The 20,775-nt window shown below is 75.4% G+C and carries 15 protein-coding genes; 8 read left to right on the top strand and 7 right to left on the bottom strand.

Translation table 11 applies throughout. The annotated features are described in order from the left end of the window. Positions 1 to 60: 60 nt before the first annotated feature. The 4 genes from DEJ46_RS34585 to DEJ46_RS34570 all read right to left on the bottom strand — a co-directional run bounded on the left by DEJ46_RS34585 (position 61) and on the right by DEJ46_RS34570 (position 5,038). Positions 61 to 1,119 (bottom strand): lactonase family protein, encoded by a 1,059-nt coding sequence (locus DEJ46_RS34585; protein ID WP_150272693.1) that lies wholly within the window; start codon positions 1,117 to 1,119, stop codon positions 61 to 63. A 246-nt stretch (positions 1,120 to 1,365) separates the two neighbouring features. Further along, positions 1,366 to 2,874, bottom strand: coding sequence for an FUSC family protein (locus DEJ46_RS34580; protein ID WP_150275019.1), 1,509 nt, complete (start codon positions 2,872 to 2,874; stop codon positions 1,366 to 1,368). Positions 2,875 to 3,188: 314 nt separating this feature from the next. Next, the gene (locus DEJ46_RS34575) at positions 3,189 to 4,121 is read right to left on the bottom strand and encodes an alpha/beta fold hydrolase (protein WP_190623038.1); all 933 of its coding nucleotides are present in this window, start codon (positions 4,119 to 4,121) and stop codon (positions 3,189 to 3,191) included. Between the two features lie 254 nt (positions 4,122 to 4,375). Further along, positions 4,376 to 5,038: a ThuA domain-containing protein gene (locus DEJ46_RS34570; protein ID WP_150272690.1), complete on the bottom strand. Its 663-nt coding sequence runs from the start codon at positions 5,036 to 5,038 to the stop codon at positions 4,376 to 4,378. A gap of 47 nt (positions 5,039 to 5,085) precedes the next feature. Here DEJ46_RS34570 and DEJ46_RS34565 point away from each other — a divergent pair, with 47 nt between their 5' ends. Next, positions 5,086 to 5,751 (top strand): alkyl sulfatase C-terminal domain-containing protein, encoded by a 666-nt coding sequence (locus DEJ46_RS34565; protein ID WP_223835531.1) that lies wholly within the window; start codon positions 5,086 to 5,088, stop codon positions 5,749 to 5,751. A 10-nt stretch (positions 5,752 to 5,761) separates the two neighbouring features. On the opposite strand, the gene DEJ46_RS34560 is transcribed toward DEJ46_RS34565, so the two are convergent. After that, a complete protein-coding gene (locus DEJ46_RS34560; protein WP_150272688.1) occupies positions 5,762 to 6,379 on the bottom strand; it encodes a hypothetical protein in 618 nt (205 codons plus the stop codon). Positions 6,380 to 6,561: 182 nt separating this feature from the next. On the opposite strand from DEJ46_RS34560, the gene DEJ46_RS34555 reads away from it, so the two are divergent. The 5 genes from DEJ46_RS34555 to DEJ46_RS34535 all read left to right on the top strand — a co-directional run bounded on the left by DEJ46_RS34555 (position 6,562) and on the right by DEJ46_RS34535 (position 11,765). Beyond that, positions 6,562 to 7,521 carry a serine/threonine dehydratase gene (locus DEJ46_RS34555; RefSeq protein WP_150272686.1) on the top strand — a complete coding sequence of 320 codons (960 nt, stop codon included), beginning with the start codon at positions 6,562 to 6,564 and terminating at the stop codon, positions 7,519 to 7,521. Positions 7,522 to 7,610: 89 nt separating this feature from the next. Then, positions 7,611 to 8,693: a magnesium and cobalt transport protein CorA gene (locus tag DEJ46_RS34550; protein WP_150275017.1), complete on the top strand. Its 1,083-nt coding sequence runs from the start codon at positions 7,611 to 7,613 to the stop codon at positions 8,691 to 8,693. A 117-nt stretch (positions 8,694 to 8,810) separates the two neighbouring features. Further along, positions 8,811 to 9,290 (top strand): Lrp/AsnC family transcriptional regulator, encoded by a 480-nt coding sequence (locus tag DEJ46_RS34545; RefSeq protein ID WP_150272684.1) that lies wholly within the window; start codon positions 8,811 to 8,813, stop codon positions 9,288 to 9,290. Between the two features lie 109 nt (positions 9,291 to 9,399). Continuing rightward, positions 9,400 to 9,798, top strand: a complete 399-nt coding sequence (locus DEJ46_RS34540) for a molybdopterin-binding protein (RefSeq protein WP_150272682.1) — start codon at positions 9,400 to 9,402, stop codon at positions 9,796 to 9,798. 5 nt (positions 9,799 to 9,803) lie between these two features. Then, a complete protein-coding gene (locus tag DEJ46_RS34535) occupies positions 9,804 to 11,765 on the top strand; it encodes an ABC transporter permease (protein ID WP_150272681.1) in 1,962 nt (653 codons plus the stop codon). A 56-nt stretch (positions 11,766 to 11,821) separates the two neighbouring features. Here the strand turns inward: DEJ46_RS34535 and DEJ46_RS34530 are convergent, their stop codons facing one another. Beyond that, positions 11,822 to 13,885, bottom strand: coding sequence for a SpoIIE family protein phosphatase (locus DEJ46_RS34530; protein WP_150272679.1), 2,064 nt, complete (start codon positions 13,883 to 13,885; stop codon positions 11,822 to 11,824). A 298-nt stretch (positions 13,886 to 14,183) separates the two neighbouring features. Here DEJ46_RS34530 and DEJ46_RS34525 point away from each other — a divergent pair, with 298 nt between their 5' ends. Together DEJ46_RS34525 and DEJ46_RS34520 are read left to right on the top strand one after the other, a co-directional pair. Continuing rightward, entirely contained in the window at positions 14,184 to 15,986 is a 1,803-nt protein-coding gene (locus tag DEJ46_RS34525) for a hypothetical protein (protein ID WP_150272676.1), read from the top strand. 53 nt (positions 15,987 to 16,039) lie between these two features. Then, the gene (locus DEJ46_RS34520) at positions 16,040 to 17,695 is read left to right on the top strand and encodes a serine/threonine-protein kinase (RefSeq protein ID WP_411757843.1); all 1,656 of its coding nucleotides are present in this window, start codon (positions 16,040 to 16,042) and stop codon (positions 17,693 to 17,695) included. Here the strand turns inward: DEJ46_RS34520 and DEJ46_RS34515 are convergent. After that, the gene (locus DEJ46_RS34515) at positions 17,677 to 20,622 is read right to left on the bottom strand and encodes a helix-turn-helix transcriptional regulator (protein WP_150272672.1); all 2,946 of its coding nucleotides are present in this window, start codon (positions 20,620 to 20,622) and stop codon (positions 17,677 to 17,679) included. The genes DEJ46_RS34520 and DEJ46_RS34515 overlap by 19 nt on opposite strands. Positions 20,623 to 20,775 lie beyond the last annotated feature (153 nt).

Here is a 20,775-nt window from a genome sequence, read left to right as displayed (position 1 = left end):
TCCGGTACGGGCCCTTTCTGGTGCGGCCCCGCCTCTCGTACGGCTCCGCTCGTGTACGGCTCAGCCGAAGACGACGCAGGAGGCCGCCGGGACGTCGATCGCGCCCGCCCGGGCCGGCACGCCGGTCTCCGGGTCGAGGTCGAACCAGGTGACGTCGCCGGAGCGCTCGTTGGCCGCGTACAGCCGCCGCCCGGAGGGGTCGAGGGTCAGGTCGCGGGGCCAGGTCCCTCCGCAGGGCACAGTGGCGACCAGGTCGGCCTTCGCGCCGTCCGGGCCGAGGGCGAGGACGGCGAGAGTGTCGTCGCCGCGGACGGCGGCCCACAGGAAGCGGCCGTCGGGGGACGCGACGACCTCGGAGGGGTAGCTGGGGCCAGGGGTGCCCTCGGGGACGACGGGGGTCTCGCCGAGCGGTTCGAGGACGCCCGCCGCCGCGTCCCAGCGGCAGACGGTGAGGGTGGGCTCCAGCTCGTTCAGGACGTAGGCGTGGGTGCCCGCCGGGTGGAAGGCGAGGTGGCGCGGGCCGGTGCCGGGGCGCAACGCGGTCTCGCCGTGGAGGGTGAACGCGCCCGTCGCGGGATCGAGGGCGCAGATCCGTACGGAGTCGGTGCCCAGGTCCACGCTGACGACCCAGCGGCCGGAGGGGTCGGGGAGCACCTGGTGGGCGTGGGGGCCGCTCTGACGGCCGGGGACGGTGCCGCGGCCCTCGTGCCGCAGGACGGCCGTGGCGGGGCGCGGGGTGCCGTCCTCGGCCAGCGGCAGGACGGTGACGCTGCCGGAGGTGTAGTTCGCCGTGACGAGGTGGCCGGCGGCGAGGGCGAGATGGGTGGGGCCCGCGCCGTCGACGGGCACGGGGTCGCCGAGCGGCCGGGGCGCGGGGCCGGTGACCTCGAAAGCGGCGACGGCGCCGGGCTCGGCCTCGGAGACCGCGTGAAGCACGGGGCCGGCGAGGGCGAGGAAGGAGGGGTCGACGACGGCGTCGCTGGCACCGGTGACGGTCAGCGCGCCCGTCTCCGGGTCGACGTCGGCGGCGAGGACGCCGCGACCGCCCGCCGAGGTGAACGACCCGATGTACGCGCGCGGCCCGCTCCGGCCCCCCTGCACCGCCCGTGTGTCGCCCATGACGCCTCCCCTGTCCCGGGGCCGGTCACGGACGACCGGCCGTCGTTCCGGCCGACGGTAGCAGGCGGTCTAGACCAACGGCGTCGAGTGCGGCCAGGACGGACGGGGGCCGGGTCGCCTCGGACCGGATCCGATCGTGCCGGTCCGGATCCGAGCTAGGGCAGGCCCCTGATCAGCGCCCCGCCGGGACCAGCAGGGCGCGCGGTGAGGTGCGGGCGGGGCCGTCGGATCGACGGGGGTGCCCTCTCAGGAACGGACCACCCACGCGCCGGGCGGAGTCCGCAGCGGAGCGTCCAGCTCCGTGAGAACGCGAGCGAGTCCCCTCGCATGGGCGAGAGCCGGCGCACCCGCGTGGGCATCGCCCTCGGTCCGGAGGTGCCCGTCCGGCTCCACCACAGTCCCTTCGCGAGAAGTGAGGGCCTCCACGGCGGCTTCGACGCGCCAGCAGGCGGCAGCCAGACGAGCGTCGTGGCTGGCGTCCGGGTCGGCGGCGACGGCAACCAGTCCGCGCACCTCGCGGGCCGCTTCGTCGAGGAGCACGAGGACGCGCCGCGCCCGCTGCTTCCTGCCCAGGAAGGGGGTCAACGGATGCACGAGCGGAGCCAGCGAGAGCCGCACGCGCCCGAGGAGCGCCTCCAGCTCGGCAGCGTGCGGCGCGGGGTCGGCGGCTTCCTCGCCGGCGAGACGGCGGACGGACGCCGAGGTGGCGGACCGGACGCAAAGGAGCGCTCGCTGGATCCACGCGTCGTTCGTCGTGTGCGTCCGGACGGGAAGGACCAGCGTCACGGCAAGGCCGGCGCACACGGCCCCGACACCGGTCTCGGCCACGCGCAGGAGGAGCAGCGCGCCGTCCAGCACGCCGAGCAGCCCGTAGAGCAGGCTGGCCATCACGGTGACCGCCAGGATCATCCAGCTGTACGAGACGGCGGCGGTGTAGAAGATCCCGAACACGCACACGGCGACCAGCAACGCCGTGACGACGGGCGCGCCACCCAACGGGATGGCGACGAGGAATCCGCCCGCGATGCCGGTGACGGTCCCGAGGACACGGCGGAAGCCCCGCACGAGCGTCTCCCCCCGTGAGGCGGTGTTGACGAAGATCCACCAGACGGTGCCGACGGCCCAGTACCAGCGCTCCTCCGAGAGGAACTGCCCGATGACGAGGGCCGCCCCCGAAGCGACGGCGACCTGTACGGCCTGGCGGGTGGTGGCCCGGGCGAGCCCAGCCCCGGGCAGGGGGGCGGGCGCCGCCGGCGGCGGAACCCGACGCTCGATGGGCCACAGCACGAAGCGCACGAGCGCGACCGCGCCCAGCGCGATGCCGATCGCCGCGTACAGCTCGGGGAGCTGGGCGGGGAGTGCGTGGAGGAACTGGGTCACGAAGAACTGCATGAAGGCGAAGATGCCGAGCGCGTGTCCGCGCGGCCCCCAGCGGCGCGCGTAGACGCCGGCGAAGATCACGAGCAGCCAGGCCGTGTCGCGCGCGAGCGGCATGCCGTGCAGAAGGGTCGCGAGGGCCAGCACGGGGAAGCCGACCGTCGGCAGAAGTGCGGTGGTGACGACCTGACGGCGCACCGTGGAGTCACCCACCGTGAAGAGCGCGAGCAGCGCGGCGAGTCCGGCGGTGATGGACGCGACGAGGGACAGGCCGAGCAGCTCGGCCAGGGCGACCGCGAGCGCGACGCCGAGGACGGCGCGGAGCGAGACCCTGAGCCGGACGCGCCCCGGATCCGGGGCCGTCACGTATTTCTGCAGCTTCTGCACGGCGGCCAATCCCGCCCCCCTTGTTCCTGTTCCTCGCCGCACATGAGGCTCCCCGGGGGTGGTGGGGGCTCGGACACGACGAAAGCACCGCGGGCCGGTCCGGCCTCGTCGCCGGACGGCGCTGCGCGGCGCCGAGAATGTGTGATGGCTACAAGGATAGACCGAAGGGGGTGCAGCGGCTCAACCGACAGGGGAAGGGCTGGGCCATTGGCCCAGCCCTCTGGTGTCACGAGTGACCGGACGGAGCCATTGGCTCACGCGGCCGGGGGTGGGGTCCTCCAGAACGTCGACCAGGCGGCCCTCGCTCAGGCGGGCATCCTTCCTGGCCCCCCTCCCGGCACCGGGCCGACGGCACGAGGTCCCGGGAAGGGGCTCGACGGGAGCTGCTCGACCCTCGTGCAGTAGGGCAGTCCGTGCAGCGGCTCGTCGGACAGGAAGCGGGTCACCAGGTCGGTGATCTCCGCCGGCCGTTCCAGGAAGAGCATGTGGTCGCTCTCCGCGACTTCCGCGAACCAGCCCGTGCCGCACGCCAGCGCCATGCGACGGCACTGCGCCGGGGTGGTGAAGGCGTCGTGCTCCCCCGTCACGGTCAGGGTCGGGGCCGACACCGGCACGCTCGTGTCGAGCTCCGCGTGCCGGAGCAGACGCAGCGTGTTGGTGCTCACCTGAACCACCTCGGCCTCGGAGAGGGCGGCCAGGCGCCGCAGGAGGAAGCGGCGGACGCGCGCGCCGTTGGTGATCCCGTCGAGGCGCCCCGGGTTCATCATGATGTCGACCGCGGCACGGGCGTACTCGTCCATCCTTCCGGCGTCGAGGAAGGCCAGCGCTCGGTGCATGGCCTGTCGGGAATGCTCGGGGATGGCCGCCATCGTGCCGACCAGGACCATGCGCCCCACCCGGTCGGGGTGGCGCTGGGCGATGCGGTACGCGATGGCACTTCCGTAGGAGCCACCCACCACGTTGACCTGCCGCAGACCGCTCTCGTCGAGTATGTGGCAGACAGCGTCCGCCAGTACGTCCACTCTCTTCCCCGGGGGCAGGGGGTCGGCAGCGCCCCAGCCGGGCGGGTCGACGGTGAAGACGTCCATGTTCGCCAGGAAGAGCTTCTCGCAGCGCCCCCAGGTCTCCTTGCTCTGGAAGGCGCCCCCGATCAGCAGCACCGGGCCCAGCCTCGGGGCGGCCGCCCGGACCAGGCGCGACTCGCAGCGCAGTCCGTCCCAGCGGTGCCGGCGCACCACCTCCGGCCGCTGTAACGGCTGCGACCCGACCGGAGGGGGCGGCGATGAGAGGCGCATGGCGGGGGTCCTTTCAGGTGGGCGAAGGAGCCGTACGGAAGGGGCGATGAACGCTGCCGCCGCCCGGACCCGGTCGCTCGACCGCCCGAGCCTTCCCGTTGGCACCTTTTGTCCTGCTCTCAGGACTCAACGAGCCTCGACGTGCAAGGGCACGCCGCCCGCCCGGCCCTGATCCGACCTGATCGGCAGGACACCCCCTAGCGGCGCGCGGCCCAGCGGAGGGCTCCGGCGAGGTGCGCCCGGAAGTCGGGGGAAGCGTACGACCCCGACGTGTGCCCCAGGGCGGTGAAGAAGAACCGGCCGCCGGCTTTGTCGTGGCACCAGGAGAGCGGATGGTCCGGGCCGTGCGTGCCCCCGGTGTACGTGGACTCGTCGGCGCGCAGCAGGACGTGGACGCCCGCCTCGCGCGGGGGCGAGGTGAAGTCGTACCACTCGTCCGTCCAGGCCCACCGCGCCGGCAGGTGCGCGGCCGCCGGATGCGTGGCGTCCTCCACCTGGACCAGGCCGGGCTGCAGGGGAGGATGACCCGCGAAGCGCGTGCCGAGGAGATCGCCGTAGAACGGCCAGTCCGGCTCGGCGTTGGCGGCGGCGTGTACGGCGAGGAGGCCGCCGCCTCGCCGTACGTATGCCTCCAGGGCCGCCCGGCCCGGGGCGGTGAGGACCGCTCCGGTGGTGGACAGGAGGACCACTGCCGCGCACCGCCCGAGCCGCTCGGCCGTGAAGGCTTCGGGGTCGTCCGTCACCTCCGCCTCGAAGCCGCTCTCCCGGGCCAGCTCGGCGAGGGCGTTCGCACCCGCGGGGATCGAGCCGTGGCGATAGCCGGCGGTGCGGGTGTACACGAGGACGTCCGTGGGCGGCACAAGGCTCCTTGGAATGGAAAGCGCTTTCTCGCCGACCTTAGCTCACCCTGCGCGGCGCGCCCAGGTGCGCGACGCCCACGCCTGGGCAGGCCGAGGAGGCCCGCCTCTGGGTGGATTCCCTCGGCGGCCGGGCCGCGGTCCGCGCCCGCGCCCGGCACTACGCCGACCGGGGCGAGCTGGGCTTCGCCGTCACCCTGCTCAACCGCGCCGTCTTCAGCGACCCCCGGGACAGCCGGGCCAGGCGCCGGCTCGCCGCGCTCTACACGCGCCGGGGGCAGGCCGTCGAGAACGCCGTGTGGCGGAACTTCCACCTCACAGGAGCCCAGGAGCTGCTCCACGGCATCACGCAGCACGCCACCGCCTCCCTCGGCCCCGACATGTATCTCGCCCTGACCGTCGGCCAGACCATCGACAGCCCCGCCGTCCGCGTCGACGGCCCGAAGGCCTGGTCGCTGCGGATCGCCATCGACCGGCACATCGGCGACGGCCCCTGGCACCTGCGTCTCGCGAACGGACTGCTCACCTGGACCAGGGATTCCAGGCCCGCCGCCGACGCGGGCCTGACCGTGACGATGACCAAGCCCCAGCTCATCGCCCTGCTCGCCGGAAAGGGCACCGACGGCATCACCATGGCCGGCGACCGCGCGCTCCTGCCCCAACTGCTCCCGGTCCTCGAAGCCCCCGAGCCGGAGTACCCGATCGTGACCCCGTGAGCAGGCCGGGTCAGCGTCCGTACATGCCGCGGCACAGGTCGGCGGCGCCCATCGGGGCGTCGATCTCCCGGGCCTGTCGGCAGAGGGCCCGCATCTCGGGGGCCTGACCGGTCACCGGCTGCCTCGGACGCGGCGAGGACGGACGCGATGCGGACTGCTGTGGGACGGACTGCTGTGACGGGCGGGACTTCGGGATCGGGACGGTCCTTCCGGCAGGCTTCTTCTTCCTCTCGGCCGGCGCCGGCGTCCGCCGCTCCGTCGTCGCACGCGGGTTCTTCCGCGGTGCGGCGGGGCGAGCGGGCGCCACCTCGACGGTTTGCCCCGGGAGGTTGTGGTGCCGGTGCCGGGCGGGCGCGCGTTCGGCAGGGAGGTGCTCGGCCGGTGCGGACTTCGCCGGTGGGTGGCCGGGGTGGGCGGGGTGGCCGGGGTCGGTGACGGCGAGGTTCTCCCTGGGCGGGGCCTGGGTGGGTTCCGGCCAATCCGGGAGGGCGGCGGGCGGGCGTTCGGCCGCGGGGGCGAGCTCGGCGGGCCGGGCCGGGGTGCTCGGGGCCGTTCCCCGGGGGACGGCCACGCAGCCGCTGGTGAGGAGCGCGGCGAGGAGAGCGACCAGCGCTCGGCGGGTGTTCATGGGGCTCACGCTGCCCGAGCCGTCCCGGGGCCCGCCCGACGCGCGGACCCGGTCCACCGTGACGAGTGACGTCCGACGCGCTGCGGGTGACGCGTGAGGAGCGGCCGTGGCGCCACGGTAGGTTCGGGGGACGTGCAGCGGGGTCGCCGAGCACCCCGGCCGATCACCCGCGGGAGCCCCACGTGCACACCCTCGTCTACGACGACATCACGACCGCCGCCGACCGCGTCGCCGGCCATGTCCGGCCGGTCGCCCTCGCGGGGCCCACGGAGCCCGGCGGTGTGCACCTCGCGCTGGAGCTGATGCAGCACACCGGCTCGTTCAAGGCGCGCGGCGCGCAGAACTTCCTCCTCGCCCACCGCGAGGCCGGCACCCTGCCCGACGCCGGGGTCACGATCGCCTCCGGCGGGAACGCCGGTCTCGCCTGCGCCTGGGCCGCCGCCCGGCAGGGCGTCCCCGCCACCGTCTTCCTGCCGGCCACCGCGCCCCACGTGAAGGTGGCCCGCCTCCGCGACTACGGCGCGGACGTCCGGCTCGTCGGTGCGGAGTACGCCGAGGCCCTCGCGGCCTGCGAGGAGTTCGCCCTGGCGACCGGGGCGCTCGCCTCACACGCGTACGACCATCCGCTGATCGCCGCCGGAGCGGGCACCCTGCTCGACGAGATCCGCCGCCAGGTCCCCGGTCTCGACACGGTCGTCGTCTCGGTCGGCGGCGGCGGTCTCTTCGCCGGGGTCGCCACCGCGGCCCGCCACCACGGCATCCGTACCGTCGCCGTCGAACCCGAGAACTGCCGCGCGCTGGACGCCGCCGTCCGGGCCGGCCGGCCGGTCGACGTCACCGTGGACTCCGTCGCCGCCGACTCCCTCGGCGCCCGCCGCGCCTCCGCCACCGCCGTACGGGCGGCCCAGCAGGACGGCGTGGACTCGGTGCTCGTGCCCGACGCCGCGATCGTCCGCGCCCGGCAGGCCCTGTGGGACGACCGCCGGCTGGCCGTCGAGCACGCCGCCGCCACCGCCCTGGCCGCCGTGGCCCGCCCCGGGCCGGACGTCCCGGACACCGCGTACCGCCCCGCGCCCGGCGAGACGGTCTGCGTGATCCTCTGCGGCGCGAACACCGACCCGACGGACCTCGTCGCCCCGTAGCGCGCTTCCGCCGTCGGCGGGCACTCGCGGACACGCCGCCGCCGGTGGCACACTGGCGCGTCGATCCGCCGAAGGAGCACGTCGTGTCCATGATCCAGCGCCTGCGCAGGGCCGTCCGTCTGACGTACCGGCGTGCCGTGGACCTCAGTCACCCGGCGCGCTCCCCGCTCGGCAGCGCGGTCGTCAACTGCGTGGTCTACATCGACGGCGTGCGGCGGAGCGGGCGCGGGTCGGCCGAGGAGGCCCTGCGGCAGGTCCGGAAGGCCGGCGACGGGTTCGTCTGGATCGGCCTGCACGAGCCGGACGAGAAGGAGTTCACGGGTCTCGCCGAGCTCTTCGGGCTCCACCCGCTGGCGGTGGAGGACGCGGTCAACGCCCATCAGCGACCCAAGGTGGAGGAGTACGACGGCGTGCTGTTCGCCGTCTTCAAGACCGTCCGCTACGTCGAGCACGAGGAACTCACCGCCACCAGCGAGGTCGTGGACTCGGGCGAACTGATGGCCTTCGTCGGGCCGGACTTCGTCATCACGATCCGGCACGGCGGCCACGGCTCGCTCGGCCCGCTGCGCGAGGCCCTGGAGGACCTGCCCGAGCAGCTGGCCAAGGGGCCCTCCGCCGTGCTGCACGCGATGGCGGACCACGTGGTGGACGACTACCTCGCCGTCGCGGACGCCGTGCAGGACGACCTCGACGCGATCGAGAGCGCGGTCTTCTCCGAGCAGGCGGACCGGCGCGACGCCGGGCGCATCTACCAGCTCAAGCGTGAACTCCTCGAACTCAAGCGGGCCGTGACGCCGCTGGGCCGGCCGCTCCAGCACCTCGCCACCCGCCCGATGCCGCTGATCGACCCGGACATCAGGGCGTACTTCCGCGACGTGACCGACCACCTCGCCCGGGTCTCGGAACAGGTCACGTCCTTCGACGCCCTCCTCGACTCGATCCTCCAGGCCCATCTCGCGCAGGTGACGGTCGCCCAGAACGAGGACATGCGCAAGATCACCGCCTGGGCCGCGATCGTCGCCGTCCCGACCATGGTCTGCGGCGTCTACGGCATGAACTTCGAGCACATGCCCGAGCTGCGCTGGACCTACGGCTACCCGCTGGTCCTGAGCGTCATCCTCGTCGCCTGCTTCGTCATCCACCGGGGCTTCCGGCGCAACGGCTGGCTCTGACCGCCGGCTCGCCGAGACTTCTGCCGGGCCCGTTTCGGCACGTCGTCGCAGGCCACGGCCTGGGTAGAGTCGGGAGCCCGGCCTCCGGACGCCGGGAGCTAAGGAGGCCGACCGACCATGGCGGTGGACGCACTCGACACCCGCATCCTGCGGCTCCTCATCGAGCAGCCGCGTACGAGCGTGCGGGAGTACGCGCGGATCCTGGGCGTGGCGCGAGGCACCGTCCAGGCGCGGATCGACCGCCTGGAGCGGGACGGAGTGATCACGGCGACCGGCCCCGTCCTCTCCCCCGCCGCCCTGGGGCACCCGGTGCTCGCCTTCGTCCACGTCGAGGTGACGCAGGGCCGCCTCGACGAGGTCGGCGACGCGCTCGCGCGCGTCCCCGAGATCGTGGAGGCCTTCTCGATCACCGGCGGCGGGGATCTCCTGACCCGGGTCGTGGCCCGTGACGCCGGGCACCTGGAGGACGTCATCCAGCGGCTGATCCGACTGCCCGGGGTCGTCCGCACCCGGACCGAGATCGCGCTGCGCGAGCGGGTGCCGCACCGGCTGCTGCCGCTGGTCGAGGCGATCGGGCACCGGTCCGGCACGGCATGAGCGAAGCCCGACCAGCACCTTGGTGATTCCTCCAAGGGGGCTGGCGAATGCGCCGAGATGCGCCTCCGTTCGTTGTAGACGACAGCGAGAACGGCCTAACGTGGCGCACATGCAGTCCTACACCATCGGGCAGGCGGCACGTCTCCTGGGCGTCAGCCCCGACACGGCCCGCCGCTGGGCCGACGCCGGCCGGGTCACCACCCATCGCGACGAGAACGGCCGGCGACTCATCGACGGCCGCGACCTCGCCGCCTTCTCGATCGAGATCGCCCAGAACGGCGTGGGCGAGGAGGACGACCCGTCCACCACCTCCGCACGGAACGCGTTCCCGGGGATCGTGACGGCCGTCAAGCTCGGCGACGTCGCCGCCCAGGTCGAGATCCAGGCGGGCCCGCACCGGCTGGTGTCCCTCCTCACCCGCGAGGCGGTCGAGGAGCTGGGCCTTGAAGTCGGCATGCGGGCCACCGCCCGGGTGAAGTCGACCAGCGTCCACATCGACCGCGTCTGAGCCCTGTGAAGCACCTCCGCGTCCGGCCCTCCGGTCACGGGCCGCGCACGCCCGTCGTCCTCGCCGTCCCCGCGCTGCTCGCCGTGGCGTTCCTGGTCCTGCCCCTCGTCGGCGTCCTGGCCCGTACCGACTGGGGCGCCTTCGGCGAGCACCTCTCGGCTCCCGGCACCGTCCAGGCCCTGAAGCTGTCGCTGCTCGTGTCCTTCTGGGCGCTCGGTCTGTCGCTGCTGCTCGGCGTCCCGCTGGCCTGGCTCCTCGCGCGGGTGCCGTTCCGCGGCAAGGCGCTCGTCCGCTCCCTCGTCCTGCTGCCCATGGTGCTGCCGCCGACCGTCGGCGGTGTGGCGCTGCTGCTCGCGTTCGGGCGGCGCGGACTCCTCGGGCCCTGGCTGGAGTCCACGTTCGGCGTCACGCTCCCCTTCCACACCTCGGGCGCGGTCGTCGCGGCGACCTTCGTGGCGATGCCGTTCCTCGTCATCAGCCTGGAGGGCGCGCTCGCGGGACTGCGCCCCCGGTACGAGGAGACGGCGGCGTCCCTGGGCGCCTCGCCGGTACGGGTCTTCTTCACCGTCACCCTGCCCATGGTCGCCCCCGGGCTGCTCGCGGGCGCCGCGCTCACCTGGGCGCGGGCACTGGGCGAGTTCGGCGCCACCATCACCTTCGCCGGGAACCTGCCCGGCAGCACGCAGACCCTGCCGCTCCAGGTGTACCTGCTGCTCCAGGAGGAGCCGGAGGCCGCGACCTCCGTCTCGCTGCTGCTCCTCGCCATCGCCATGGCCGTGCTCGTCGCGCTGCGCGGTCGCTGGACGGGCACGCCGGCGTCACCCCGACGGACCGCGCCCGCACCCGAGCCGGATTCCCCCCGCGAGCCGGAGCCCGGCTCATCCCCCGAAGCGCCGGAGGCCTCGCTCTCCGGCGGGGAGGCGGACGGCGGCCGCTGGGCGCTGCGGGCCGAGGTGGGCGGCTTCACCGAACTGGCCCTGGACGCCGGTCCCGGCACCACGATCGCCGTCGTCGGCCCCAACGGCGCCGGAAAGACGACCCTCCTCCGGGCCCTCCTCGGCCTCACCCCCCGCGCCCACGCCACGCTCCGGCTCGGCGACACCGATGTCACCGAACTGCCCCCGCACCGGCGTCGGGTGGCGTGGGTGCCGCAGGACGGCGCGCTGTTCCCGCACCTGTCCGCGCTCTCGAACACCGCGTACGGCCTGCGGGCCCACGGCGTGCCGCGCGCCGAGGCGCGGCGGGCCGCCCAGGCGTGGCTCGACCGGCTCGGCGTGGGCCACCTGGCGCACCGGCGCCCCTCTCAGCTCTCCGGCGGCCAGGCCCAGCGGGTCGCCCTCGCCCGCGCCCTGGCCGCCCGGCCCCGGCTGCTGCTCCTCGACGAGCCGCTCGCCGCGCTCGACCAGACCACCCGGGCCCATGTGCGGCACACTCTGCGCAGCCATCTCGCCGGGTTCGGCGGTGTCTGCCTGATCGTCACCCACGACCCCGTGGAGGCCGTCTCCCTCGCCGACCGGGTCCTCGTCCTGGAGGACGGACGCACCCTCCAGGACGCCTCCCCCGGCGAGGTGTCGCGCCACCCCCGGTCGCCCTGGGTCGCCCGGATGCTGGGCAGCAACGCATGGCCGGGCGCCGCGACCGCCGAAGGGCTCGCGCTCGACGGGGGCGGCTCCCTGGTCGCCGCCGAGCCGCCGCCGGCCGGCACGCGGGCGCTTGCGATCATCGCGCCCGAGGCGGTGGCGGTGCACCGCGAGAAGCCGGGCGGCAGTCCCCGTAACGTCTGGCCCGGAACCGTACGGGAGATCACCGCGAGCGGCAGTCGGCTGCGGGTCCTGGTGACCTCCGACCGGGCCCCCGACCTGGTCGCCGAGATCACCCCGCAGGCGGCGGCCGAGCTGGGGCTCGCGGACGGGGTACCGGTCTGGACCGGGGTCAAGGCGACCGAGGTGACCGTCGTGACGCTCTGACCGGCGGCGACACCGGCGACACGGGCGACACGGTGTCCAGCATGAAGTCGGCGACCTCAGCCCGTGGTCCGCGTACGGGCCATCAGGACCGCGACGTCGTCCTGGGCCGGTCCGGAGAGGAGCCGGCCGAGCACCTCGTCGCACAGCGTGTCCAGCGGCCGGTCCAGGCCCCGGAGTGCCCGGGCGAGCTGGCTCATCCCCTCGTCGAGGTCCCGGTCGCGGGCCTCGATGAGGCCGTCCGTGTACAGCACGAGCAGGCCGCCCTCGGGCAGGGCGACCTCCTCCGTGGCGAAGTCGCGGGCTCCGGTGCCCAGGGGGGTGCCGGGTGGGCCTTCGAGGAAAGTGATGGTGCCGTCCGGGGTGGCGAGCGCCGGGGGCGGGTGCCCGGCACGGGCGATGACCCAGCCTCCGGTCGCCGGGTCGTGGACCGCGTACACACAGGTGGCCATCTCGTCCTCACCGAGGTCGGCCACGACGGCGTCGAGCGAGCCGAGCATCCGGGCCGGGTCGATGTCGTGGCGGGCCAGGGTCCTCACGGCGGTGCGCAGTTGGCCCATGACGGCCGCGGCGTGGATGCCGTGGCCCATGACGTCGCCGATCACCAGGCCCGTCCTGCCGCCGGGGAGGGCGATGACGTCGAACCAGTCGCCGCCGACGTCATGGGCGCTCGCGGGGAGGTAGCGGCCGGTGAGTTCGAGTCCGGTGACGGCGGGCAGCGCGCTGTTGGTGAGGCTGCGCTGGAGCGTGATCGCCGCCTCCCGCTGTGTGGTGTAGAGGCGGGCGTTGTCGATGTTGAGGGCGGCGCGCGCGACGACCTCGTCGATGAGGACGCAGTCCTGCGTGTCGAAGGGCTCGCGGGTCCGCAGCCGCGTCACGGTGACCGCGCCGAGCACCTGGCCCCGGGCCACGAGGGGGACGAGGCGCGCCGAGCCGATGCGGGTCGCGAAGTAGGTGCGGAGCGCCTCGGTGCGCGGGTCGGTGAAGAGCGCCGGAAGGTCGGTGGTGAAGAGGTTCGTGGGTCTCCCGTCGGCGACGACCCGCTCGTACACGGAGTCCAGCGGGAGCTGGAAGGTCTGGCCGGGGGCGAGCACGGCGGTGGGGGCGGTCGGGTCGGGGAAGCCGGCGGCGAGGCGGCGCAGCACGCCGCGTGTGGAGGCGGCCGGGTCGTCGGGTTCGAGGACCGATTCCAGCATCTGTACGTCGGCGGAGTCGGCGAGCTGGGGCACGAGGAAGCGCACCACCTCCTGGGCCGTCTTCTCCAGGTCGAGGGTCGTGCCGATCCGCGCGCCGGCCTCGGCGAGCAGGGCGAAGCGGTGCCGGGCCCGCTCGACCTCGATGTGCGCCTCCTGGCTCTCGGTGATGTCGACGAGGGAGGCGATGAGGCCGAGGGGCTCCTCTGCGCGGTCGCTGAGGGGCGCGTACGAGCAGGACCAGATGTGGTCGCGGCCGGGGTCGGCGGGCGTGCGGCCGACCCTGCGGGCGTCGACGACGGCGGTTCCGCTGTCGAGCACCTGGCGCATCAGGGATTCGAGCGCGGCGGCGTTGACGCCGGGGACGACCTCGGTGAGGCGGCGGCCGACGTGGGCGGCGGCGGGGACGCCGTTCATCCGGGCGAGGGCGTCGTTGATGCGGAGGAAGCGCAGGTCGGGGCCGAGGAGGGCGAGGCCGATGGGCGACTGGGTGAAGAGGCTCTCCATCGCGGCGAGGTTCTCGCGCATGCGCAGGACCTCGGAGGTCTCCACCGCGATGAGCATGGCCCCGGGACGCCCCTGCGGGTCGGCGGCGGGCACGATCCACATCTCCATGGCGATGGTGTGGCCGTCCCGGTGGCGGACGGGCAGCGTGCCGACGATGGTCTCGCCCGACTGGACGCGCTCGGTGAGCCGGTCGGCGAGGTCGCGGTTCGCGTCGGGGACGAGGAGCGGTGTGGCAAGACGCCCGAGCACGTGCTCCGGCCGGTGGCCGAGCAGGTCCTGGGCGGCGAGGGACCACTCGACGATGCGGCCGTCGGCGTCCTCCCGCCAGAGGGCGATGGGCAGCAGCTCGCGGAGCACGCCCGCGTCCCCGACGGCCGCCCTGGGCGGCTTCGGAACCCTGCTCGACGACTGGTGAGTCTCCAACGCATCGACCTACGCATCGGCCTGGCCCCAAGGGGCGCAATCCCTACCGAATCACCCTAGCGGAGTCGTTGACCGCGGGCTCTGCGCAGTGCGTCCGTCCGATTCCCGGCGCGCTCCGGGAGGGAGCACGGCCGGGGGCGAGGGCGGGGAGCGAAGCGAAGGGGGTGGTGCTGCGGTGCTCTTCCGTAGTTCTACGGATGTGCCGGCGGGCGGCCGTCTGCGAGAGTCGTCGCGACCTCCCTGTACGCGCCTCCCCGTGCGCCGACGTTCCGCCCTTCCCGTTCCCGGAGTACCCCGCATGACCAGCCGCCCGTCCGACGCGCGTCCGTACGACCGGGGGCCCGGCGGCGGGCCCGAGGACCCGCACACCCTGCTCGACCGGGCCCGGCGGCTCTCCGCGGCCGGCGGACACCCGGCGGCCGGCGGGGCCTGGGAGCGGGCCGCGAAGGCCCTGCGGCGGGTCGGCGGGGCCATCACGCCCGGGGACCACGCCGACGCGCTGGACGCGACCGCCCTCGACTGCCGGGGCGGGGCACGGCCCGCCGCCGAGACCCTCTTCTCGCGCGCCGCCGACCTGCACGAACGGTCCGGTCTGCTCGGCAAGGGACTGATCTCACGGGCCCGGGCACTCGTCACCGGCCCGGAACCGGGCGCGACCGCCTGCGCCGGGCTCGTGGAGCTCTGCGAGCGGGCCGCCGCCCTGCACGCGGCCGGCCGGGCCACCGTCGCCCAGACCGCGACGGTCCTCCTGCTGCGCTCCCGAGCCCGCGCCGATCTCCTCGACACCGCGCCCGACCCGGCGGCGGAGGCCGCCGTCCTGCGCGAGGAGCTCGTCCGGCTCGTCACGTTCGCCGCGCCGTACCGCGCGGACCCCGCCGTCCTCGGCTCCCTCGCCGACTGCCGCGCGCTCCTCGGGCGGGTCAGCGCGCCCGAGGACCCGGGCGCGGCCCTCGCCCACCTGCGGGCGGCCCTCGCGGACCACGCCGCCTCGGGGCGTCCCTGGCCGCCCACGGAGACCGAGCTGCTGCTCGCCGGGGTGCTCCGGGCCGCCGGAGCACGGGCGGAGGCGGCGGCCGTGCTGCGTACCGCCGTCGGTTCCGGCGAGGAGAACGCCCTCCTGCGGGCCATCGACGGGGCGCGCCTCCGGCTCGCGCTCGCTCGGACGCTGGAGGAGGGCGAGGGCCTGGACCCGTTCGGCGGGCACGGGACGTCCGGTCGGCCCGGCGGCTCCGGCCCTCCCGGCGGCGAGGAGGTCGTGGCGCTCCTCACCGAGGCCGTCCGGCTGTGCGACCGCTCCGGCGAGGACCCCCTCCTGGGCGTCCTCGCCCGGCTGCGGCTCGGCTCCGCCCACGCGGCGCGCGGCCGGTGGCAGGAGGCCTCCACCGTCCTGGAGGAGGTCCTGGCCGGCCCGGCGCGGGACGGGGACCAGGCGGCCCGCCTACGGGCCAGGGCCTGGCTCGCCTACTGCGCGCTGCGCCGGGGCGAACCCGCGCGGGCCGCACGGCAGTACGCGCTCGCGGCCGCCGAGGCCCGGCTCCGGGCCGACCTCCGCCACGGCGCGGCCCTCAGCCACCGTGCCGCGCACGCCCTGGGCGCGGCCGGGGCGCCGGAGAAGGCGGCGCGGGCCTACGAACGCGCCGCCGACCTGTGGCGTTCCGCCCGCGACCACGGCGCGGCGGCCCGTTCCCTGCGCGCGCGGGCCCGGCACGTCCGGACGGCGTGGGGCGCCGCCAGGGCCGAAGTGGTCCTGGAGGAGGCTCTTCGGGAGGCCCAGCGCGGCCTGCGCGGCACTCCGGAGCCGGCGGAGCGCGACCGGCTGTGGGCCGAACTCGTGCTGATCCGCGAGGAACTGGGGGAACTGACGGACCTCCTCGCCCCGGGCGCCGTCGAGACCGGCGCCGTCGAGCCCGGTGCCGTCGACGCGGTTGCCGGTGCCATCGGCCCCCGTACCGCCGACCCCGGTCCGTGGCCCGGTCCGTGGTCGCCGCCGGATCCGTACGAGATGTCAGGGCGCTATCAGGTGAATGTGTACGGCGACGTGGGCGGGGGCCGCCCGGCGGCGGCCGCCGGGCGGAGGACCCGAGTACAGGGGTGCGTGTGAGCAGAGTGATCGACGGCCGCTTCGAGCTCGTGGAACGGCTGGGTGGCGGCGGCATGGGAACCGTCTGGCGCGCCCGTGACCTGGCTCTCCACCGTGACGTGGCCCTCAAGGAGGTACGCCCGCCGGACCCTGCGATGGCCGAGTACGACGTCGAGGGTGCCCGGACGCTGCGGGCACGGGTGCTCCGCGAGGCCCGGGCGCTGGCCCGGATCGACCATCCGGGTGTGGTGACGATCCACCACATCGTGGACGCGGGCGAGGGAACGTACCCCTGGCTCGTGATGGAGCTGGTCACCGGCGGCTCGCTCCAGGACCGCCTCGACCGGGGCCCGATGACGCCCGCCGAGGCCGCGGTGCTCGGACGCCGCCTGCTCGCCGCCCTGTCGGCCGCGCACGAGCGGGACATCGAGCACCGTGACGTGAAGCCGGCCAACGTCCTGCTGCGGCCGGACGGGCGGCCGGTCCTCACCGACTTCGGCATCGCCGCGATCCGCGAGTCCACCGTCCTCACGGCCTCGGGTTCGATCATCGGCTCGCCCGACTACATGGCGCCCGAGCGGATCCGGGGCGGATCGAGCGGCCCCGCCGCCGACCTGTGGTCCCTGGGCATGCTGCTGTACGTGGCGGTGGAAGGCCACCACCCGCTGCGCCGGGAGAACACCCTGGCGACTCTGGCGGCCGTGCTCTCCGACGACGTGCCACCGCCCGTGCGGGCCGGCGGACTCACCACCGTCCTGACGCGGCTGCTGGTTCGGGATCCGTGCACCCGGCCCGACACTGCGGAACTCGGCCGCGCCCTGGCCGCCGCCGCGGCCGGGGAGGAGGGCACCGACTGGGAGGTGACCGCCCGGGAAGGAACCGCCGGGGAGGGGACCGCGACCTCGTTCCGGCTCGCGCCTCCGTCCGTACCCGTACCGGCACCCGTGTCTCCTGTGTCCCCCTCGGATTCCGTGCCGGACAGGACGCCCGCGCCCGAGGCGGCGTCGGCCGCCGGCGCGGTGAGCGGGGCGGAACCGGTCACCGCGGCGGCGCCCTCCGGGGGCGGGCGGCGGCGGGGGCGGGCCGGCCGGTTCTTCGGCAGCGCTCTCGTCGTGGTCCTCGCCGTCGGGATCCCCGTCGGCGCCACGTTCTGGGACTGGCGGCCCGGCGAGGCGGGCAACGGTCCGAGCAGTGCCACGCCCTCGCAGCAGGGACCGACCGCGCAGCGACCCCGCCCCTCGGCTGCGGCGCCGGAGAGGACCTCGGCCCCGAAGGAGCGGAATCTGCTCACCCCGGCCGGGATCAGGGCCGCCGTCGCCGCGGTGCACGCCGCCACGGACGGCGCGAAGGTCACCGGCTTCGTCGTCTACCCGGACTACGCCGTCGCCGAGTCGCTGGTCAAGGGCAGCACGGAGCGCTACGACCGGTACGTCTACCGGGGCGAGGACGTGGCGGTCCGTCAGGGCCCCGGCGGCACCGCCTTCCCCGGCACGGTCCCGACCGACCTGGACGCGTTCGACTGGGACGCCCTGCCCGCGCTCCTGAAGCGGGCCGACAAGGACCTGGGCGTCGAACGGCCCACCAGCCGGTACCTCGTCGTCACCCCGGGCTCGACGCTGCTCGGGAGCGGTGCGGGCTTCAGCATCTACCTCTCCGACACGTACGGCGTCGCCTACCTCAAGGCCGACCAGAAGGGCCGGGTGACCTCCACCTATCCGCGCGAGAACTGACCTTCCCCCACTCCGGTCCTGACCACCAGGGAGGCGAGGCCCGCCCGGGTCTCCACACCGGTCTTCCGGTAGACCCGGGCGACATGGCTCTCGACCGTGCGGGGGCTCAGGGAGAGCCGGTCGGCCACCGCCTGGTTGGTCAGTCCTTCGGCCACGAGGACCGATATCTCGCGCTCGCGCGGGGTGAGCACCGAGAGCCGGCCGTCGGGCGCGCCGCCGTCAGGAGGCACCGGTCTGGTCCGGTCGGCCAGGTCGACCAGCATGCGGGCGCCGCCGTCGGCCGCCAGGCGGCGGCCCCTGCGCCAGAGGGCGGCGGCCCGGGCCCCGTCGCCCGCGGCCCGTACGTGCGGGGCGGCGAGGAGCAGGCTGTGGGCCTCGCGCAGCCCGGCGCCCGCGCGGGCGCTCTCCCGCGCGGCCTCGGTGAACGCCTCGGCCGCCGCGGCCGATTCGCCCCGGTGGGCCAGCACCCGCCCCCACGCGCGCTGCGCGGCCCCGCGCTGGACGGCGAGGCCGAGCCGGGCCGCCTCCGTGAGGGCCCGGCGGGCCACGCGCTCTGCCTCCGGGAGGTCGCCGGCCGCGAGGGCCGCCCCTGCGAGGAGTTCGAGATAGCCCGGGCGCAGGGAGGGCTGGAGGCGGGACAGGTCCCGGTCGCCGCCCGCCCGCAGGAGCGCCCCCCGTACCCGGTGCGGGTCCTGACCGAGGGGCACGCTGTGGGCGAGCATGCAACGGGCCTGCGTGGCCCACCAGCTCTGGGCGGTGCCCACGGTGGCCGCGGCCTCCTCCGCGGCGGCCAGCCCCTCGGGGTCGCCGAGCGGCAGGGCGTGGAGGAGGACGGTGGCGCGGATCGCCCGGCTGAAGCCGAGGAGTTCGGCGCCGCCCAGGGGGCGGGCGACGGTGAGGGACTCCTCGGCCAGGTCGAGCGCGGCACCGACCCGGCCCGTGAGGAAGTGGACGTACGCCGAGCAGAGGAGGAGCTGGGAGAGCGCGAAGGGCCGTCCGGTGCGGCGGGCCACGGCGATGCCCCGCGCGGTGTGGCGCTCGGCCGCTCCGTACTCCTCCAGGAAGGCCTCGGTCCAGCCCAGGCGCACCAGCGACTCGACGTGGTCGGCCAGTTCGCCGTCCGTGAAGGTGTCGGTGAGGGCCGCGGCCTCCTTCGCGCGGGCGCGGGCGGTGACGGTCTCGCCCTCATAGGCCTCGCCGAGCGCGGAGAGGGTGAGGGCCTCCGCCGTGGCGGCCTCGTCGCGGCGGAGGCGCGCCTCGTCTAGGGCCCGGGCGACCTCCTCGCGGACCTCGGGGTAGCGGGTGGCGAAGAGGGCCCTGGCGCCCCACTCGACGACGAGTCCGGTCCGCAGGCCGTCCCTGGGCCCGGGGCTGCGCGCCAGTTCACGGCGGAGCAGCGCGTCCGCCTCGGGGTAGCGGCCGAGATGCCGCTCCATGAACGCGCAGAGGAGGACGGCGGAGGTCCGGATCCCTGCCGTGTGCTCGCTCCCCCGCGTGCCCTCGGGGTCTTCCGTACGGGCGGGGTCCGGGCGGCACGTGTCGATGAGGTGGTGGAGCACGTCGCGGCTCTCCGCGACGCGTCCCGCCGCGCCGAGGGCCTGGGCCCGCCGGAGCGTCAGCTCGTGCCGGCCCGCGAGGTGTCCGGGGGTGTCGGGGATGTGGTCGAGGGCGGCCGCGAGCCAGTGGGCGGCGCGCGCGGGGTCGACACTGCCCGATCGCTCGGCGGCCTCGACGAGCACGGCCGCCGTCTCGGGGTCCGGGCCGACCGCGGCGCCGACGAGGTGCGGGGCCTGGGCGGTCGCGGGCGCGCCTGCCCGGGCGAGTGCGGCCGCCGCCCGCCGGTGCAGCTCGCGGCGGCGCCACGGGTCGAGGGCTTCGCGGATCAGTTCCGGGACGGCCGGGTGGCGGGGGCCGAGTGTCCGGCAGTCCTGGTCGGGCCGGACGAGGTCGCGGGCGGACAGCGCGCGCAGGGCTGCGTCGACCTCTTCCTGGCCGTCGCCGGGCCCGCAGCCTCTCCCGTCGGTCGCGACGGCCGTGACCAGTTCGGAGGTGACACGGCCGCCGAGGACGGCTGCCGCCTCGACGACCGCCCGCTCCAGCGGGCCGAGCGGCGACAGTTCATCGAGGAGGACCGCCACGGGTCCGGTGCCGGGGGCCTCGTCACGCCGGTGGCGGGTGTGGGCAAGGGCCCGGAAATAGAGGGGGTTGCCGCCGCTGGCCGCGTACAGCCCGGGGACCTCTTCGGGCGGCACCTCGGGGGCGAGGCCCTCGGCGCAGTCGTCGGGGTCCAGCGGGCCGAGGTCCAGCCGCGCAAGGGCGCCGGAGTCGGCCGCCCGGGCGAGGGAGGAGGCGGCTGCGGGCGGGGTCTGGCGCTCGCGGCGGGCCATGACGACCAGGACGGGAGCGTGCGGCGGGTGGCGCAGGAGATGGTCGAGGAGGGCCACGGTCGGCGGGTCCGCACGGTGGAGGTCGTCGAGGAGGAGGACGAGCCCGGGCGCCGGAACACACCCCAGCGCGGCGCCGATCCGCCGTACGGATTCGGCGTGCCCCTGCCGCCCCGCCACCACGTCCGGGCCGCTCGCCTCCTCGACGAGACGGGCCAGCTCGGCCAGGGCCGGGACGGTGGCCCGCTTCTCCTGGCCGAGGTCGGCGAACGCGTCCAGGAAGGCCTGGAAGGGCGTGCCGCCGTCTCCTTCGGCACCACCGGCCCGGCCGTGCAGGACGGTCGCTCCGACGCTCCTGGCCCGTACCGCGAACTCGGTCAGGAGCCGGGTCTTGCCGATGCCGGGCTCGCCCGTGAGGTCCACGGCCACCGGGCCCACGCGCTCTCCGCGGCAGCCCAGCAGCCCGTTCAGCCGGTCCAGTTCCCAGGATCGCCCGGCGAGAGGCGCTCGGCCGGCGCACCCCCGGTCCGCGAAAGTGTCCACGTACAGTCCCCCTCGTGCGGTCGTGCGATCGTGCCGTCGAGCCGCCGTGCGGTCGTGCTCTTTCCCCGCTGTCAGTTGTACGGCACGTCACCGACAGGCCCGTCGGCCGGAGGCTGGTTCGGTGGCCGCACGGCGCGCGTCGGCGGGGTGACG

The sequence above is a fragment of the Streptomyces venezuelae genome, assembly GCF_008642375.1.
Lineage (GTDB): Bacteria > Actinomycetota > Actinomycetes > Streptomycetales > Streptomycetaceae > Streptomyces > Streptomyces venezuelae_G.
Note: the sequence above shows the minus strand (reverse complement) of the source record. Positions and strands in the feature narration are given on the sequence as shown.

Bases quoted from the DNA above. Each gene is read 5' to 3' on its own strand.
- DEJ46_RS34560 (WP_150272688.1), bottom strand. From the start codon at position 6,379: ATGAACACCCGCCGAGCGCTGGTCGCTCTCCTCGCCGCGCTCCTCACC.
- DEJ46_RS34545 (WP_150272684.1), top strand. From the start codon at position 8,811: ATGGCGGTGGACGCACTCGACACCCGCATCCTGCGGCTCCTCATCGAG.
- DEJ46_RS34550 (WP_150275017.1), top strand. From the start codon at position 7,611: ATGATCCAGCGCCTGCGCAGGGCCGTCCGTCTGACGTACCGGCGTGCC.
- DEJ46_RS34540 (WP_150272682.1), top strand. From the start codon at position 9,400: ATGCAGTCCTACACCATCGGGCAGGCGGCACGTCTCCTGGGCGTCAGC.
- DEJ46_RS34585 (WP_150272693.1), bottom strand. From the start codon at position 1,119: ATGGGCGACACACGGGCGGTGCAGGGGGGCCGGAGCGGGCCGCGCGCG.
- DEJ46_RS34525 (WP_150272676.1), top strand. From the start codon at position 14,184: ATGACCAGCCGCCCGTCCGACGCGCGTCCGTACGACCGGGGGCCCGGC.
- DEJ46_RS34520 (WP_411757843.1), top strand. From the start codon at position 16,040: ATGGGAACCGTCTGGCGCGCCCGTGACCTGGCTCTCCACCGTGACGTG.